Origin of the sequence: Microbacterium aoyamense, assembly GCF_023155855.1 — a bacterium.
GTDB classification, from domain to species: Bacteria; Actinomycetota; Actinomycetes; order Actinomycetales; family Microbacteriaceae; genus Microbacterium; species Microbacterium aoyamense.
In genome coordinates, this window is the sequence record NZ_JAKNUT010000003.1 from 290,224 (window position 1) to 306,356 (window position 16,133).

A 16,133-nucleotide genomic window follows, 5' to 3' on the forward strand; every position below is an offset into this window, starting at 1 on the left:
CTCACGCGGGGGACAGGCCGGGGCCGCCCACGACGTCGCGCAGACGGTTCCACGCCTGCAGGATGCTCCCGAGACCGTCGGTGGCGGGGCCGGGAGACTCTGCGACCGCGGTCGCGATCTCGCGCGCCGCGTCGTCGAGGCGGGCTGCGCGCTCGAAGGCCTCGCGGCGACGGCCGACCTCGGCATCCGCCTCCGCATACTCCGCTCGCAGGGAAGCCCGGGTCGCTTCGTCGATGCGCATCGGGCGCAGGTCCTGCTCGAGCGCCTGCGCCGCGCGCCGGCGGGCGAGCTCGCTCACGCGCAGGTCGTGCGCGGCGCGTGCGCGCGCGTCCGACACGGACGAGAGCGCTTCGGCGAGACCGGTCGTCGCGTCGGGGGTGGATGCCGCGATGGGCGCGGCCGCGCGGCGCACGGGGCGTCGAGCGTGGTGGGTCGAGGTGGACATCTCTGCTCCTGTTGCAGTGCGGGCGCCGTGCACCCGGATCGTCGGCTAGGGGTCTTCTGTGCGTTCGTCAAGGGACATCCGTCGGCAACGTGCGCCCCGTATGGTGGAGTCGTCATGAGGGTGATTTCGTACAACCTGCGCAAACATCGCGCTGCGGGCGAGCTCGCGGCTCTCGTCGAGCGCCACAGCGCCGACGTGCTGTGTCTGCAAGAGGCCGACACCGCCGACATCCCGACCCATATCGGCGGACTCGTGCTCGCCGACGCGACGTCGCGCAATCGCCTGGGTCTGGCGGTCTACTACCGCGAGAACACCTACCGCGCACTCGAGGTGCGCGCGCTCGCGCTGAAGAAGTCCCTGCACGATCGCGTGCTCAAGCCGGCCGAGGAACGACTGCTCGGCGTGCGGCTGCACGACATCGACGAGAACCGACAGGTGATCGTCGCGTCGTTCCACGCCGCGCCGCTCACAGCGCTCAACTCGCTGCGGCGCCATCAGATCCGCACTGCTCTGTCCGAGCTCGGGCAGCTGGGCGAGGGGCTGCCGGCCCTCATGGTCGGCGACTACAACTACCCCGTCTTCAAAGAGAACCTCGGCCAGAAGGTGCGCGAGCAGGGGTACGAGCTCACCCTGAGCGATGCGCGCACCTACACGCGCTACCGGTTCTTCCGGGGCCACTACGACTTCGCGACCTCGATCGGGTTCGACATCGATCGCGTGCGGACGCTCCCGCAGGGGCTGAGCGATCACCTGCCGATCCTCGTCACCGCCGAGGTCTCGCAGCGGGTCGCCTCGGGCGCGGCCTGACGCGACGCCCTCGGTTTGGGCGTAGCATCCCGATGCCGTAGTATTGACCTTTGGTGTCCGTGCCCTGCTGGCCGGTACCGCGAACGTGAGCCCTCCACTGGCGTCTTCCTCCTCCCTCTCGGGCGGACAAGCACCCCGGAGTGGGATTCACGAACCTCTCCGTTCGATTCAAGAAAGCAGCACTACTGTGACGCGCACTTTCACTCCCAAGGCAAGCGAAGTCCAGCGCGACTGGCTCGTCATCGACGCGACCGACGTCATCCTCGGCCGCCTCGCCTCGCACGCCGCCGCGCTCCTGCGCGGCAAGCACAAGGCGACCTTCGCGAACCACATCGACTCGGGTGACTTCGTCATCATCATCAACGCCGACAAGGTCGCACTCTCGGGCAACAAGCTCGAGCAGAAGAAGGCCTACCGCCACTCGGGCTACCCGGGCGGCCTGTCGTCGGTCACCTACGGCGAGCTGATGGAGAAGAACTCCGTCCGCGCCGTCGAGAAGGCCGTCCGCGGCATGCTCCCCAAGAACAGCCTCGGTGCGGCCCAGCTGAAGAAGCTCAAGGTCTACCGCGGCGCCGAGCACCCCCACGGTGCCCAGCAGCCGACCGCGTACACCCTCGACCAGGTCGCCCAGTAAGCGCCGCACCGAAACCTAAGGACAACCTCGTGGCGAACATCGAAGAGACCACCGACTCCAACTACTCGACGGAGACCCCCGTCGACCAGACCGCAGCCGCTGCCGCACCGCGCCCCGTGCTGTCGGTTCCCGGCGCAGCCGTCGGCCGCCGCAAGGAGGCGATCGCGCGCGTGCGCCTCGTCCCCGGCTCCGGCGTCATCACCATCAACGGCCGCACGTTCGAGGACTACTTCCCGAACAAGCTCCACCAGCAGCTCATCACCGACCCGTTCACGGTGCTGAACCTCACGGACGCGTACGACGTGATCGCGCGCATCTCGGGTGGCGGCCCCTCGGGTCAGGCCGGCGCACTGCGCCTCGGCATCGCCCGTGCCCTCAACGAGATCGACGTCGAGAACAACCGACCGACCCTCAAGAAGGCCGGCTTCCTCTCGCGCGACGCCCGCATCAAGGAGCGCAAGAAGGCAGGTCTCAAGAAGGCCCGCAAGGCTCCTCAGTACTCGAAGCGCTAAAGCGAGTCCGATCCGATGCCGCTGTTCGGCACGGACGGCGTGCGGGGGCTGGCCAACGGCCCCCTCACCGCCGACCTCGCTCTCACCCTGGCCCAGGCGACCGCCGTCGTCCTGGGCCAGGGCCGTACCGCCGAGGCGCGCAAGGCCGCGGGCAAGCGGCTCACCGCCGTGGTCGCCCGCGATCCGCGCATCTCGGGTGAGTTCCTCGCCGCCGCCGTCTCGGCCGGTCTCGCCTCCTCGGGTGTCGACGTCCTCGATGCCGGTGTCCTGCCCACGCCCGCGGCGGCATTCCTGATCGCCGATCGCGATGCCGACTTCGGCGTCATGGTCTCGGCATCCCACAATCCCGCGCCCGACAACGGCATCAAGATCTTCGCGCGCGGCGGTGTCAAGCTGCCCGACGTGGTCGAGGAGCGCATCGAGCACGCTCTCACGCAGCCGAAACTGCAGCCGACGGGCGCCGAGGTCGGCCGCATCAGTCGCTTCGCGGATGCCGAGGACCGCTACGTCGTGCACCTGCTCGCGTCGCTGCCCCACGCCCTCGACGGGCTGCACGTCGTCCTCGACTGTGCGCACGGCGCGGCATCCGGAGTCTCTCCCGAGACGTTCCGGGATGCCGGAGCCCGCGTCACCGTCATCGGCGCAGACCCCGACGGCCTGAACATCAACGACGGCGTCGGTTCGACCCACCTCGACCAGCTCGCCGAGCACGTCGTGCGCGTCGGAGCGGATGTCGGCATCGCCCACGACGGTGACGCCGATCGCTGCCTCGCCGTCGATGCGTCGGGACGCATCGTCGACGGCGACCAGATCATGGCGATCCTCGCGGTCGCGATGAAGGACCGCGGACACCTCACGGACGACACGCTCGTCGCGACCGTCATGAGCAATCTCGGGCTTCATCGGGCGATGGAGGCGCACGGCATCCGCGTCGAGCAGACCGCCGTCGGCGACCGCTACGTGCTCGAGCGCATGAACGAGGGCGGTTTCTCGCTCGGCGGCGAGCAGTCGGGCCACGTCATCATGAGCGAGTACGCGACGACGGGCGACGGACTGCTGACGGGGTTGCACCTGGTGGCCGAGATGGCACGGCAGGGCAAGACGCTCGCCGAGCTCGCCGCGGTCATGACGGTGTACCCGCAGGTGCTCGTCAACGTCAAGGGTGTCGATCGGACACGGGTGGATGACGCGGGCGTCGCCGAAGCGGTGGCCGCCGCAGAGGCGGAGCTCGGTGATTCCGGTCGTGTGCTGCTGCGGGCCTCGGGTACGGAGCAGCTCGTGCGCGTCATGGTCGAAGCATCCGATGCGCTCGTCGCGCAGGAGATCGCCGATCGACTCGCCGAGGTCGTGCGCGAGCGCCTCGCGCTCTGACGACTACGCCGGGGCAGCGCTCCACGAGAGCGACTCGATGTAGCGCAGGAGCACGCCCTCGCGCAGAGCCCACGGCGAGACCTCGAGCTCGTCGACGTCCATCGCCGTCATGGCGGTGTGCAGCACGACGGCGGCGGCGACGATCTGGAACGTGCGGTCGGCGGTGATACCCGGGAGCTCCTGGCGGGCTTCGGCGGGGATACGCGCGAGGCGCGGGATCCACGAGCCGAGCGCGGCGCGCGGCAGCAGCATCCGCTCGATCCCCGACCATCCGGGGACGGGATAGCCCACGAGCTTCGCGAGCGAGCGGATCGCCTTCGACGAGCCCACGACGTGATCCGGGCGGGGCAGTGCGCCGAACGCCTCGACGACGGGTGCGAGGGTCGCGCGCGCGTGCTCGCGCAGCCGTTCGACATCGGCTTCGCCGGGTGGGTCGTGAGGGAGGAACTGCACCGTCATCCGTCCCGCGCCGAGGGGGACGGATGCCGCGGCCTCGGGCAGTTCGTCGGCGCCCGCCGCGAGCTCGAGCGAGCCACCGCCGATGTCGAAGAGGAGGATCTGCCCGGCCGCCCAGCCGAACCAGCGCCGGACGGCGAGGAACGTGAACCGCGCCTCGGTCTCGCCGCCGAGAACCTGCAGCGGCTGTCCGAGCGCTTCCTCGATCAACGCGATGACCGCGGCGCCGTTCGTCGCCTCGCGCACCGCTGATGTCGCGGTCGCGAGAAGCTCCGTCACGTTCTCGGCGGCGGCGACCTGTCGGGCCTCGGACACCGCCGCGACGAGAGCGGCCACGCCGTCGTCGGTGATGGATCCGTCGGGTGCGAGGTAGCGCATGAGTCGCAGAACGGTCCGGCGACTCGTCGTCGCGAGCGGTCTGCCACCCGGCCTGACGTCCGCGACGAGCAGGTGAACGGTGTTCGAGCCGATGTCGAGGACTCCCAGGCGCACGGGTTCAGGCTAGCGGTAGGTCGGTCGCCCGCCGGCCACCGGTAGCATTGCCCCGATGTCTGCCGAAGAAGCCGTCACGGCTCCCACCCTCGCTGATTCGCTCTATCGCGAGATCGATCGCGACGAATGGGCGCGACTGGCCGCCGGCCTCACCCAGCCGCTGTCCGAGACCGAGATCGTTCAGATCCGCGGAATCGGCGATCGCCTGGACATGGCCGAGATCGCGCAGGTCTACCTGCCGCTCAGCGGTCTGCTGAGCCTCTACGCGACGAGTTCGAAGCGCCTCGGCGCCGAGACGAGCTCGTTCCTGCGCGAGCACGACACGACGACCCCGTTCGTCGTCGGTGTTGCGGGCTCGGTCGCGGTGGGCAAGTCGACGATCGCGCGCCTGCTGCGCGAGCTCATGAGCAGGTGGCCCGGCACGCCGCGCGTCGAGCTCGTCACGACCGACGGCTTCCTCTACCCGAACGCAGAGCTCGAGCGACGAGGACTCATGGAGCGCAAGGGCTTCCCCGAGTCCTACGACCGACGCGCGCTCGTGGAGTTCCTCACGAACGTCAAGAGCGGGGCGCCCGAGGCGCGCGCGCCGTTCTACTCCCACATGAAGTACGACATCGTGCCGGATGCGCACGTCACCGTCCGTCGGCCGGACGTCGTGATCGTCGAGGGGCTCAACGTGCTGCAGCCCCCTCCATCACCGAACGACGTCGCGGTGAGCGAGCTGTTCGACTTCTCGATCTACGTCGATGCCGACAGCGATCACGTCGCGCAGTGGTACGTGGAGCGGTTCCTCGCACTGCGCAACGCCGCGTTCAGCAACCCGAACTCGTTCTTCAACGTCTTCGCCCACCTCTCGGACGAAGAGGCGGTCGAGCGCGCCCTCGGGTACTGGAACAGCATCAACCTGCCGAACCTGCTGGAGAACGTGCTGCCGACCAAGCATCGCGCGACGCTCGTGCTACAGAAGGCGCCCGATCACACCGTCGAACGGGTGCTCCTGCGCAAAGTCTGACCGATCTGGGGTTTGCGGGTTCGTTCGGGGTCCTCCCATATCCCGCCTCGTACCATTGACGACATGTGTGGAATCGTCGGATACGTGGGCCCCCGCCCGAGCCAGCCCATTCTCATCGCTGGTCTGTCGCGCCTCGAGTACCGCGGCTACGATTCCGCGGGAATCGCCGTGATCGACGGCGACGGCGATCTCGAGATGCGCAAGCGCGCGGGCAAGCTGCAGGTGCTGCGCGACGACCTCGCGGCGCACCCCATGGACGAGGGCACGACGGGCATCGGCCACACGCGCTGGGCGACGCACGGCGGCCCGACCGACGCCAACGCGCACCCGCACCTCGCCGACGACGACAAGCTCGCCGTCATCCACAACGGCATCATCGAGAACTTCGCGGAACTCAAGGCCGAACTCGTGAGCGAGGGCTACTCGTTCCGCAGCGAGACCGACACCGAGGTGTCGGCGGTGCTCCTCGGCCGCGAGTACCGTGCGAACGGCGGCGACCTCGTCGAAGCGTTCCGTTCGACCGTCGCCCGCCTCGAGGGCGCTTTCACCCTCCTCGCGATGCACGAGGAGCACCCCGGGCTCGTCGTCGGCGCGCGCCGCAACTCGCCGCTCGTCATCGGACTCGGCGAGGGCGAGAACTTCCTCGGCTCCGACGTCGCCGCCTTCGTCGAGCACACGCGCAAGGCTCTCGCGATCGGTCAGGACGAGATCGTCGCGATCACGCCGGCGGGCGTGGAGGTGACCGATTTCGCGGGCAACCCCGTCGAGGTCGAGCCGTTCGAAGTGATGTGGGATGCCGCGGCCGCCGACAAGGGCGGATGGCCGTCGTTCATGGCCAAAGAGGTGTCGGAGGAGCCTGAGGCGGTCGCCAACACGCTGCGCGGTCGCGTGCGCGACGGCCAGATCGTCATCCCCGAGCTCGACGGTCTCGACGAGCTGTTCGTGGGCATCGATCGCGTCATCGTCATCGCCTGCGGCACGGCCGCCTACGCCGGCCAGGTCGGCAAGTACGCCCTCGAGCAGTGGACGCGCGTGCCCGTGGACGTCGAGCTCGCTCACGAGTTCCGCTACCGGGATCCCGTGATCGGACCGAACACCCTCATCGTCTCGATCAGCCAGTCGGGCGAGACGATGGACACCCTCATGGCGGTCAAGTATGCGCGCGAGCGCGGTGCCAGGACGCTGTCGATCTGCAACACGCAGGGCGCGACCATCCCGCGTGAGTCCGACGCGATCATCTACACGCACGCGGGCCCCGAAGTCGCCGTCGCCTCGACAAAGGCGTTCGTCGCGCAGATCACGGCGCTCTACCTGCTCGCCCTCCACGTCGCGCGGGTGCGCGGTTCGATCTCGGCCACCGAGGTGGCCCAGCACGTGCTCGAGCTCGAGGCGATCCCCGACAAGATCTCGCAGATCCTCGAGCGCGAGCAGTCGCGCATCGAGCAGTTCGCGCACTGGATGGCGGACACCCGCTCGGTGCTGTTCCTCGGCCGCCACGTGGGCTATCCGATCGCACTCGAGGGCGCGCTCAAGCTCAAGGAGATCTCGTACATCCACGCCGAGGGCTTCGCCGCCGGCGAGCTCAAGCACGGCCCGATCGCCCTCATCGAGCCGGGGCAGCCGGTCTTCGTCATCGTGCCGTCGCCGCGCGAGTCGTCCGAGCTCCACAAGAAGGTCGTCTCGAACATCCAGGAGATCCGTGCCCGCGGGGCGCGTGTCATCGTGATCGCCGAAGAGGGCGATGCCGCCGTGCTGCCGTTCGCCGACGAGGTGCTGCGCATCCCGCTCGCCGGGCCGTTCTTCGAGCCGCTCCTGGCCGTCGTGCCGCTCCACATCTTCGCGATGGGTCTCGCGACCGCCAAGGGCCTCGACGTCGACCAGCCGCGCAACCTCGCGAAGTCGGTCACCGTCGAGTAGGCGGGATCGCGCCTCGCTCAGAGGACGGGGCGGATCGGTAGAGTGACGGATGCCGCGGCCGCGGCATCCAGGAGGACTCCATGATCGTGGGCATCGGCGTCGACCTCGTCGACATCGGGCGGTTCGAGCGCTCGCTCGAGCGCACGCCGCGCTTGGCCGAGCGGCTCTTCACCGAGACGGAGCGGACCCGCCCGCCACGGTCGCTCGCGGCGCGCTACGCCGCGAAGGAAGCGCTCATCAAAGCGCTCGGCGGCTCGGACGGCGTGCACTGGACCGAGATCGAGATCACGCCCGAGGCCTCCGGTCGTCCGTGGTTCACCCTCACGGGCTCGACAGCGGACGTGGTCGCCGAGCGCGGCATCCGCACACTCCACCTGTCGATGTCGCACGACGGTGGATTCGCGACGGCCTACGTCATCGCGGAGTCGGCGGCATGAGCGGGCTGCCCGCCGGGAGCATGCGCGAGGCCACGATCGACCTCGGAGCGATCGCGGCGAACGTGCGGCACCTGCGCCGACTGACGGAGTCCGAGGTCATCGCGGTCGTCAAGGCCGACGGCTACGGCCACGGCGCGGTGCGCTCGGCCGCGGCGGCCCTCGAGGGCGGCGCGACGCGCCTCGGCGTCGCCGACATCGGCGAAGCGCTCGCGCTGCGCCGCGGTGGCATCATGGCCCCCGTCCTCGCGTGGCTGCATGCTCCCGGGGCTTCGTTCGCCGAAGCGGCATCGGTGGGCGTCGAGCTCGGCATCTCGTCGTACGACCAGCTGCAGGCTGCGGCGGCCGCGGCATCCGGCGATCGTCCCGTCGGTGTGCACCTCAAGCTCGAGACGGGGCTGTCGCGCAACGGCATCGCGCCCGCCGACTACCGCGTCGTCTTCGCCGAGGCGGCGCGTCTCGAGAGGATCGGCCGCCTGCGTGTCATCGGGCTGTTCAGCCATCTCTCCAACGCCTCCGATTCGGACGACCGCGCGGCGCTGCGACTCTTCCACGACGGCGTCGAGGTCGCCGCCACGGCCGGGCTCGCGCCGCCGCTGCGCCACATCGCCGCGACTCACGCCGCGATCGCCCTGCCCGAGGCACGCCTCGGCTGCGTGCGCCTGGGCATCGGCATCTACGGGCTGTCTCCGTTCGCGGATCGTTCGTCGGCCGATCTCGGCCTGCGTCCGGCGATGACGCTGCGGGGTGCCGTCGTCGCGGTGCGTCGCGTGCCCGAGGGCACCGGTGTCTCGTACGGATACGACCACCGCACCGCGGGCGAGACGACGCTGGCACTCGTGTCGCTCGGGTACGCCGACGGGGTGCCGCGGCAAGCGTCGGGCCGCGGGCCCGTCCGGATCGGCGACGCCCACTTCCGTGTCGCGGGGCGCATCGCGATGGACCAGTTCGTCGTCGACGTCGGCGACCACCCCGTCGCGGTCGGCGACGAGGCCGTGCTCTTCGGCGACCCGACGCTGGGTGCACCGGCCGCCGACGACTGGGCCGCCGCCGCGAGCACCGTCAACTACGAGATCGTGACGCGCGTCGGCCCGCGCGTTCCCCGACGGTGGGTGTCGTGAGCGGACTCGACCCGCTCATCGGCGAGAGCGAGATCGCGACGCCCGGCGACATGGAGGCACTGGGGGAGCGCATCGGCGGGATGCTCCGCCCTGGCGACGTCGTCGTGCTGACGGGCGCGCTCGGCGCCGGCAAGACGACCCTGACCCGCGGGATCGCGGCGGGCCTCGGTGTGCGCGGACCCGTGCAGAGCCCGACGTTCGTCATCGCCCGCACGCATCCCTCTCTCGTCGGCGGTCCGCCGCTCGTGCACGTCGACGCGTACCGCCTGGGTTCTGCGCTCGAGCTCGACGACCTCGACATCGACACGGACCGCTCCGTCGTCATCATCGAGTGGGGGCGCGGCATGGCCGAGCACCTCGCCGATGTGTGGTGGGAGGTCGAGCTCGAACGCGGCTCGGGCGTCGTGGTGGCCGACGCCGAGCTCGACGCCGACGCCCCCCGGCGCGTCGTGATCACGCGGCGACCGTAGCCGCGCGGCTCCGCCGCCGCGACCGAAGCCGGTCGATCGAACGCAGCGCGGAGAGGACGACGTCGGGGCGCTCGATGTGGGCGAAGTGTCCGGCATCCTCGATCCGGTGCTCGACGAACATCGGGATGAGCCGTGCGAACGCCTCGCCGTCGTGCGCGCCGGCGAAGACGTCGGAGCGTCCCCGCAGCGAGATGATCCGGGTCGTGATGAGCCGCCAGCGCTCCCGGTCATAGGCGCGGGCGGCGCGCGCGGCGGCGACGAAGGCAGCGGGGCGGATCTCGTCGGCGAGGGCATCCACGACCGTTCGGTCGATCCGCGCCGGGTGCGCGAACAGCGGCGCCGCCGCGGCGCGCAGCAGCCGCATCCGGCAGAGCGCACGGAGGAATCCGCGACCGGCGGTCCGGGTGGTGGCGAGCAGTCGCATCGCGAGGAGCATGCCCGCGAAGCCGGGGAGGCGCAGGCCACCGCGCCACGGGCGGCGGACGGCATCCATCACCGCCGCACCCGACCCCGAGACGAGCACGACACCCTGTGTCGCCACCTGCTCCTGCGCCGCGAGCTCGAGAGCGACGAAGCCGCCGAGGGAGTGGCCCACGACGTTCCACGTCGAGTAGCCCAGAGCGCGAGCGACCTCTGCGACCGATGCGGCGAGGGAAGCCGGTCGGCGCCGTCCGGCAGCGTGCCGCTCTCGCCCCAGCCGCGCAGGTCGGGGATCACGAGGTCGCCGAGCGGTCGCCCCATCCTGTCGCCCGCGACGATCATCGGCGTCCAGGTCGTCCACGAGCCGGCCGCGCCGTGCAGGAGGATCGTCGCGGTCTGACCCGATCGACGCCCCGTCCGCACGGTGACGCGCCCGATGCAGGTGCCCACCACCTGCCGCCGCAGTCCGAGCACGGCTTCCGCGCCGACCAGCGCGAGCGATCGCCTGCGCATGCCTTCCATACCGGGTGTTCGTCGCGACCGCGAGCGTGGATTGTCGCGGTGCGGCCGCCGGGGCGGGTCGGCGGCTGCCCCGTAAGCGCGACTACCCTGGGAGGGTGATCCTCGGCATCGACACCTCGCTCGGCACGGCCGTCGCCGTCGTCGAAGACGACGGACTCGTGCGAGCCGAGGCATCCAGCGACAATCCGCTGGGCCACGCCGAGGTCATCGGCGATCTGCTGCAGCGCGTGCTCGCCGACGCCGCTCTCGGACCGATCGGCGCGACGCTCGCGCCGGGTGCCGTCGCCGTGACGTATGTCGCATCGGGCATGGGACCCGGACCGTTCACCGGTCTGCGGGTCGGGATCGCCGCCGCACGCGCGTTCGCGCTCGGGCGCGGTGTGCCCGTCATCCCGGTGCCGAGCCACGATGCGGTCGCCCTCGGCATCCTGCTCGACGAGGCGATGACGGATGCTGCGTCCACCCGATTCGCCGTCGTCACCGACGCGCGGCGCAAGGAGTTCGCCTTCACCGTGTACGAAGGCCTCGATGACGACGGCCTGCCCGTCCGCGTCACCGAACCCGCCCTCGTACCGCGCGACGACCTCGACGGTGTGCTCGAGGCGCTCGGCGCGCACCGCCGGGATGCGGCATCCGTCTCGGCCTCGATGCTCGCCCTCGCCGCGGCCCGCGCGCTCGCGGCGGGCCGCGAGCTCGCCACGAGCGAGCCGCTCTATCTGCGCGCACCCGACGTGACGCTGCCAGCGGGGCCGAAGCGGGTCACGGCATGATCCGCCGCGCCGAGTCCGCCGACCTCGCGGGGATCATGCAGCTCGAGCACGAGTCGTTCCCGACCGACGCGTGGTCCGAGGCGATGATGCGTGAAGAGCTCGTGTCACGCCACGGGTGGTACGTCGTCGACGAGGTCGCGGGTCGACTCGTCGGCTATGCGGGCCTGCGCGCGGTGGCGGGAGCGAGGGATGCCGACGTGCAGACGATCACGATCGCCGAAGCGTCGCGCGGCCGAGGACGCGGGCGGGCACTTCTGACCGCACTGCTCGACGAAGCCGCGCGGCGGCGTGTGCAGGAGGTCTTCCTCGAGGTGCGGGCCGACAACCCGGTCGCGCAGAAGCTCTACGCGTCGGAGGGATTCCTCGAGATCGCTCGGCGGCCCCGGTACTACCAGCCCGACGATGTCGACGCCGTCGTCATGAAGCTCGACCTCGTGGCCTGGGCACGCGCCCGGTCGGGCGACCCCGCCGATGCGGGGGTGTGCACGTGAACCGCGCGGAGCCGCTCGTGCTCGGCATCGAGACGAGCTGCGACGAGACCGGCATCGGCATCGTGCGGGGTCGCGCGCTCCTGTCGAACACGATCGCGAGCTCGATGGACGAGCACGCCCGCTACGGCGGGGTCGTCCCCGAGGTCGCCGCCCGTGCGCATCTCGAGGCGTTGCAGCCGGCGATCGAGGCGGCGCTCACCGAAGCATCCGTCCGCCTCGAGGATCTCGACGCGATCGCCGTGACCTCGGGCCCAGGGCTCGCCGGCGCGCTCATGGTCGGCGTGGGCGCCGCGAAGGCGCTCGCCGTGTCGCTGGGCAAGCCCCTCTACGCCGTCAACCACCTCGTCGGCCACATCGCGGCCGACCTGTTGACCGGTGACGAGGTCGAGTACCCGACCGTCGCGCTGCTCGTGAGCGGCGGGCACACGTCGCTGCTTCTCGTGCGCGACCTGACGAGCGACGTCGAGCTGCTCGGCGAGACGATGGATGACGCGGCCGGCGAAGCCTTCGACAAGATCGCCCGCATCCTCGGTCTGCCGTACCCGGGTGGTCCCGAGATCGACCGAGCCGCCGCGTCCGGCGACCCCGACGCGATCCGCTTCCCGCGCGGGCTCTCCCGCGCGTCCGACATGGCGAAGCACCGGTACGACTTCTCGTTCTCGGGGCTCAAGACCGCCGTCGCCCGCTGGATCGAGCAGCGCCAGGCCGAGGGGGAACCCGTTCCCGTGGCGGATGTCGCGGCGTCCTTCCGCGAAGCCGTCGTCGATGTGCTCGTGACCAAGGCCCTCGCCGCCTGCGCGGCGCACGGTGTGCCGCGACTGCTCCTGGGCGGAGGGGTCATCGCGAACCGCCGCCTGCGGGAGTCCGCGCTCGCACGAGGTGCGGAGGCGGGTGTCGCCGTGCGGATCCCGCCGCTCTCGCTGTGCACCGACAACGGTGCGATGATCGCGGCCCTCGCATCGCAGCTCATCGTGTCGGGCAGGCGCGCGTCGACACTCGCCTTCGGGGCGGACTCGACCCTGCCTGTCACCGAGATCCAGATCGCCGAGCAGGTGACGGCATGAGGCCGCACGACGACGACCGCCCGAAGCCGATCGTCGACGCGCCGTCCCCCGATGTGGACGTCTCGGCGGACTCCTCCGCCCTCCCGGGGATGCACCGCGGTGGCTTCCAGCGGCTTCCCACCGCGCCCGTGGACGTGACGATGCAGTCCGCGCCGACGCTCGATGCGCCGGTGGAGTGGGCGCCGTCCGCCCCCGTTTCACGCGGACTCGCGGGGTGGGCGCTGGGCAGCTCGATCGTCGGACTCGTCGTCTCGCTCGTGGTCGGCTGGGGCTTCCCGATCGGGCTCGTCGGAGCGATCACCGCGATCATCGCCCTCCGCCGTCCCGTCGAGAGTCGCCAGGTCGCCGTGTGGGCTCTCGTGCTGGGGATCGTCTCGGTGCTCTACAGCGCCGGGTGGCTCTGGTGGGCGGCCAGCCGCGCGAACCTCTTCGGCTGAGCCGAGCGCGCCCCTCAGACGGGCGTGTCGCGATGGTCTGCGCCGCCATCCCGGAAGCTCCTGGAGTGAAGGACGGGTTCGTTCCTGGAGTGAAGGACGGGTTCGGGATGCTCCTGGAGTGAAGGACGGGTTCGGGATGCTCCTGGAGCGAAGGACGGGTTCGGGATGCTCCTGGAGTGAAGGACGTGTTGGGTTCGTTCCTGGAGTGAAGGACACCATTCGTTGCCGTCCTTCGTTGCGGGAGCTTTTTCGGGTGTGTCCTTCGTTCCAGGAGCTTCTCGCGAGTGTCTACTGGGCGACACGAGCGTCAGGCGTGTCCTCGTTCGGGAACTCCGGCAGTGCGGTGCTGACGCTCCGGCGCTTGCGCAGAGGGCGCAGCTCAGGCGCGGTCGGCGAGGATCGCGGTGCGCTTGTCGCCGATGCGCGTGACGAAGAGCGTCGCCGATGCGTCGCCGCGGAGCTTCAGCTGCGTGCGCAGCCGCGCCGGGTCGATGTCGACCCCGCGCTTCTTGATCTCGAGCCGACCGATACCGCGCTCGCGCAATGCGCGGGAGAGCGCCTTCGGATCGGCCGGCAGCACTTCGCGCACGCGGAAGCTCGAGACGAACGGACTCGTGAGCGCGGCGTCGGACGTGAGGTAGGCGATGCGCTCGTCGAGCATGCCGGCGTCCAGAGAGCGGGCGACGTCGCCGATGAGGCGTGCGCGGATGACGGCGCCGTCCGGCTCGTGCAGGTAGGCGCCGAGGGGACGGACGGGCTCGTCCTCGGCATCCCTCGTCGACGTCACCTCGTGCGCCGTGTCGCCGCGCACGACGAGAGCTGCCCGGCGGACGCCCGGCCGGCTCAACACGCCCGACCACAGCACGAGCTCGATCGTCGAGCCGTCGGCGCTCACCCACTGCGCCTCGACGTCTGGGGGGAGCAGATCGCGGTCGAGCCCCGGACCGAGCTTGATCCCGGCCGGCAGACGCGACGCGAGGTCGAACACCCAGTCCAGCGACGGTGACCAGTCCGCGGGCCGCGTGCGCGTCGTCTCGCTGTGACCGGACGTCCGGCGGGCGGGGTCGAGCCAGACCGCGTCGACTCCCGACAGATCGGATGTCTCGGCCGTGCCATGGCGCACCGTCACGTCGTCGCCGAACGGTGCGAGGTTGTAGGCGGCGATCGCGGCGGTGACCTCGTCCGCGTCGACAGCCGTCACCCGGAGCCCGAGCGCCGCGAGACCGAGGGCGTCGCCGCCGATGCCGCATCCGAGATCGGCGACCGAGGTCATGCCCGCGTCGCGGAACCGCCCCGCGTGCCGGGCCGCGATCGACAGCCGCGTCGCCTGTTCGAGTCCCGCGCGGGTGAACAGCATGCGCTCGGCGAACTCCCCGAACTTCGCGCGGGCCTTGACCCGCAGCCGCGACTGGCCGACGACCGCCGACACGAGATCGGGTGTGTGGCCGTCCTTGCGCAGGCGCGTCACGGTGCGCGCGACGTCGTCGTCGGACTCGACGGGCGGGAGCGCATCCAGCAGCCGCAGGCCGTCGGGGGTGAGCAGCGCCTCGAGCTCCGCAGCATCCATCCCCTCACCCTATGGCGGAGCGGATCCCCCTCCCGCACGTCGGAACCGCACCGAAATCCCCCTCGGCCACCGGGGAAAGCCCCGTGTGCATCCCCGATGTGCCCCGCTCCGCGCGTTCGTAGCGTGAAACCACTATCAACCGCACGTGGGGCGCCGCCCCCGGAAAAGGGATGGACTCATGGACGACATCGACATCACCGAGTACGACGACTCTTTCAACTCGGGCACGTGGAACTCGGGCAACACCGCCAACACGACCAACAACGCCAACCTGGGCGTCGCCGTGGAGGACTCGTACAACGAGGACAGCTCCACGAACGACAGCGGCAACACGGACCTCGGCATCGCCGACTCGTGGAACCAGGACAACTCGACCAACGACAGCGGCAACCTCGCCGTCGACGTGAGCGACTCGTTCAACGAGGACTCGAACGACAGCTGGATGCAGACCACGGACTCGTACAACGACGACTCCGACAACTCGGTCGACGACCACAGCGACAACTCGACGAACGACTCGAACAACTCCTGGTCCGAGATGGTGACGGAGGACTCGTACAACTCGTGGACGGACGCCTCGACGGACGACCACTCGATCCACGTCGGCAACCGCGACTACAGCACCGGCTTCGGCAGCGTCAGCCTCGGCGGCGGCTCGGGTGCCGGCGGCGACGGCGACACGATGATCAACAACCAGAACACGATCATCGACCAGTCGTTCAACGCCAATGTGGCGGGCGGCGCGTGGGGTGCGGGCGGCGGCCACGCCGTCGTCGCCTCGGGCGATGACTCGATCGCCGCGGGCGGAGACGTCAACCTCACGACGAACGTGGACCAGTCGACGAGCTTCTCCGCACCCGAGGGGGACATCAACATCGGCAACGAGACGTCCGTCGTGAACATCACGGACTCGTACAACAGCTGGGAGGACAACTCCACGTGGGAGGACTCCTCGACGCACAGCGACACCAGCGGGTCGTACAACGACTGGTCCGAGGACTACACGGCCACCGACTCGTTCAACGAGACGAACGACCTGTTCGAGAGCACCGACGTCACGGCTGACGTCGACGCGATCATCCACAGCTCCGACGCGTCGATCGACTTCGCGGGCTGACCCGATCTCCGGCCGCCGGTGCCCAAGCGTCGGCGGCCGGAACCCAGACACTGACCACATCACGACAGGAAGCA

18 protein-coding genes are annotated in these 16,133 nt (G+C 70.3%); 14 read left to right on the plus strand and 4 right to left on the minus strand.

Features of this window, described 5'->3' with window-relative positions; all coding sequences use genetic code 11:
- Nucleotide 1 precedes the first annotated feature (1 nt).
- Nucleotides 2–445 carry a hypothetical protein gene (locus MA876_RS10515; protein ID WP_248148568.1) on the minus strand — a complete coding sequence of 148 codons (444 nt, stop codon included), beginning with the start codon at nt 443–445 and terminating at the stop codon, nt 2–4.
- 114 nt (nt 446–559) lie between these two features.
- Between MA876_RS10515 and MA876_RS10520 the strand changes: the two genes are divergently transcribed.
- From MA876_RS10520 to glmM, 4 genes are all read left to right on the plus strand, one after another.
- Nucleotides 560–1,252, plus strand: a complete 693-nt coding sequence (locus tag MA876_RS10520) for an endonuclease/exonuclease/phosphatase family protein (RefSeq protein WP_248148570.1) — start codon at nt 560–562, stop codon at nt 1,250–1,252.
- A gap of 187 nt (nt 1,253–1,439) precedes the next feature.
- A complete protein-coding gene (gene rplM / locus MA876_RS10525) occupies nt 1,440–1,886 on the plus strand; it encodes a 50S ribosomal protein L13 (protein WP_248148572.1) in 447 nt (148 codons plus the stop codon).
- Between the two features lie 29 nt (nt 1,887–1,915).
- A complete protein-coding gene (gene rpsI, locus MA876_RS10530) occupies nt 1,916–2,398 on the plus strand; it encodes a 30S ribosomal protein S9 (RefSeq protein ID WP_248148574.1) in 483 nt (160 codons plus the stop codon).
- 15 nt (nt 2,399–2,413) lie between these two features.
- On the plus strand, nt 2,414–3,769 hold the full coding sequence (gene glmM / locus MA876_RS10535; protein WP_248148576.1) for a phosphoglucosamine mutase: 1,356 nt from the start codon (nt 2,414–2,416) through the stop codon (nt 3,767–3,769).
- Nucleotides 3,770–3,772: 3 nt separating this feature from the next.
- Here the strand turns inward: glmM and MA876_RS10540 are convergent, their stop codons facing one another.
- Nucleotides 3,773–4,717 (minus strand): Ppx/GppA phosphatase family protein, encoded by a 945-nt coding sequence (locus tag MA876_RS10540; protein WP_248148579.1) that lies wholly within the window; start codon nt 4,715–4,717, stop codon nt 3,773–3,775.
- Nucleotides 4,718–4,772: 55 nt separating this feature from the next.
- Between MA876_RS10540 and coaA the strand changes: the two genes are divergently transcribed.
- From coaA to tsaE, 5 genes are all read left to right on the plus strand, one after another.
- The gene (coaA, locus tag MA876_RS10545; protein ID WP_248148582.1) at nt 4,773–5,729 is read left to right on the plus strand and encodes a type I pantothenate kinase; all 957 of its coding nucleotides are present in this window, start codon (nt 4,773–4,775) and stop codon (nt 5,727–5,729) included.
- 63 nt (nt 5,730–5,792) lie between these two features.
- Nucleotides 5,793–7,646: a glutamine--fructose-6-phosphate transaminase (isomerizing) gene (glmS, locus tag MA876_RS10550; protein ID WP_248148584.1), complete on the plus strand. Its 1,854-nt coding sequence runs from the start codon at nt 5,793–5,795 to the stop codon at nt 7,644–7,646.
- A gap of 80 nt (nt 7,647–7,726) precedes the next feature.
- Entirely contained in the window at nt 7,727–8,083 is a 357-nt protein-coding gene (locus MA876_RS10555; RefSeq protein WP_248148587.1) for a holo-ACP synthase, read from the plus strand.
- Nucleotides 8,080–9,201 carry an alanine racemase gene (gene alr, locus MA876_RS10560; protein ID WP_248148589.1) on the plus strand — a complete coding sequence of 374 codons (1,122 nt, stop codon included), beginning with the start codon at nt 8,080–8,082 and terminating at the stop codon, nt 9,199–9,201. Before MA876_RS10555 ends, alr begins: the two co-directional genes overlap by 4 nt.
- Nucleotides 9,198–9,671: a tRNA (adenosine(37)-N6)-threonylcarbamoyltransferase complex ATPase subunit type 1 TsaE gene (gene tsaE / locus MA876_RS10565; protein ID WP_248148592.1), complete on the plus strand. Its 474-nt coding sequence runs from the start codon at nt 9,198–9,200 to the stop codon at nt 9,669–9,671. Before alr ends, tsaE begins: the two co-directional genes overlap by 4 nt.
- Here the strand turns inward: tsaE and MA876_RS10570 are convergent.
- Nucleotides 9,655–10,452 (minus strand): alpha/beta fold hydrolase, encoded by a 798-nt coding sequence (locus MA876_RS10570; protein WP_248148595.1) that lies wholly within the window; start codon nt 10,450–10,452, stop codon nt 9,655–9,657. The two genes, tsaE and MA876_RS10570, sit on opposite strands and share 17 nt — an antisense overlap.
- Before the next feature lie 256 nt (nt 10,453–10,708).
- Here MA876_RS10570 and tsaB point away from each other — a divergent pair, with 256 nt between their 5' ends.
- Genes tsaB through MA876_RS10590 form a run of 4 tightly spaced genes read left to right on the plus strand, consistent with a single transcriptional unit; the run spans nt 10,709 to nt 13,375 of the window.
- Entirely contained in the window at nt 10,709–11,383 is a 675-nt protein-coding gene (tsaB, locus tag MA876_RS10575; RefSeq protein WP_248148598.1) for a tRNA (adenosine(37)-N6)-threonylcarbamoyltransferase complex dimerization subunit type 1 TsaB, read from the plus strand.
- Nucleotides 11,380–11,874, plus strand: a complete 495-nt coding sequence (gene rimI / locus MA876_RS10580) for a ribosomal protein S18-alanine N-acetyltransferase (protein WP_248148601.1) — start codon at nt 11,380–11,382, stop codon at nt 11,872–11,874. Before tsaB ends, rimI begins: the two co-directional genes overlap by 4 nt.
- The gene (gene tsaD, locus MA876_RS10585; RefSeq protein WP_248148604.1) at nt 11,871–12,938 is read left to right on the plus strand and encodes a tRNA (adenosine(37)-N6)-threonylcarbamoyltransferase complex transferase subunit TsaD; all 1,068 of its coding nucleotides are present in this window, start codon (nt 11,871–11,873) and stop codon (nt 12,936–12,938) included. The genes rimI and tsaD overlap by 4 nt, the downstream gene beginning before the upstream one ends.
- Entirely contained in the window at nt 12,935–13,375 is a 441-nt protein-coding gene (locus MA876_RS10590) for a hypothetical protein (RefSeq protein ID WP_248148607.1), read from the plus strand. Before tsaD ends, MA876_RS10590 begins: the two co-directional genes overlap by 4 nt.
- Before the next feature lie 379 nt (nt 13,376–13,754).
- On the opposite strand, the gene MA876_RS10595 is transcribed toward MA876_RS10590, so the two are convergent.
- Entirely contained in the window at nt 13,755–14,942 is a 1,188-nt protein-coding gene (locus MA876_RS10595) for a THUMP-like domain-containing protein (protein ID WP_248148610.1), read from the minus strand.
- 178 nt (nt 14,943–15,120) lie between these two features.
- Here MA876_RS10595 and MA876_RS10600 point away from each other — a divergent pair, with 178 nt between their 5' ends.
- Nucleotides 15,121–16,059: a hypothetical protein gene (locus tag MA876_RS10600; RefSeq protein ID WP_248148613.1), complete on the plus strand. Its 939-nt coding sequence runs from the start codon at nt 15,121–15,123 to the stop codon at nt 16,057–16,059.
- Nucleotides 16,060–16,133 lie beyond the last annotated feature (74 nt).

Bases quoted from the DNA above. Each gene is read 5' to 3' on its own strand.
- MA876_RS10515 (WP_248148568.1), bottom strand. From the start codon at position 445: ATGTCCACCTCGACCCACCACGCTCGACGCCCCGTGCGCCGCGCGGCC.
- MA876_RS10520 (WP_248148570.1), top strand. From the start codon at position 560: ATGAGGGTGATTTCGTACAACCTGCGCAAACATCGCGCTGCGGGCGAG.
- glmM (WP_248148576.1), top strand. From the start codon at position 2,414: ATGCCGCTGTTCGGCACGGACGGCGTGCGGGGGCTGGCCAACGGCCCC.
- coaA (WP_248148582.1), top strand. From the start codon at position 4,773: ATGTCTGCCGAAGAAGCCGTCACGGCTCCCACCCTCGCTGATTCGCTC.
- glmS (WP_248148584.1), top strand. From the start codon at position 5,793: ATGTGTGGAATCGTCGGATACGTGGGCCCCCGCCCGAGCCAGCCCATT.
- MA876_RS10555 (WP_248148587.1), top strand. From the start codon at position 7,727: ATGATCGTGGGCATCGGCGTCGACCTCGTCGACATCGGGCGGTTCGAG.
- alr (WP_248148589.1), top strand. From the start codon at position 8,080: ATGAGCGGGCTGCCCGCCGGGAGCATGCGCGAGGCCACGATCGACCTC.
- rimI (WP_248148601.1), top strand. From the start codon at position 11,380: ATGATCCGCCGCGCCGAGTCCGCCGACCTCGCGGGGATCATGCAGCTC.
- MA876_RS10590 (WP_248148607.1), top strand. From the start codon at position 12,935: ATGAGGCCGCACGACGACGACCGCCCGAAGCCGATCGTCGACGCGCCG.
- MA876_RS10595 (WP_248148610.1), bottom strand. From the start codon at position 14,942: ATGGATGCTGCGGAGCTCGAGGCGCTGCTCACCCCCGACGGCCTGCGG.
- MA876_RS10600 (WP_248148613.1), top strand. From the start codon at position 15,121: ATGGACGACATCGACATCACCGAGTACGACGACTCTTTCAACTCGGGC.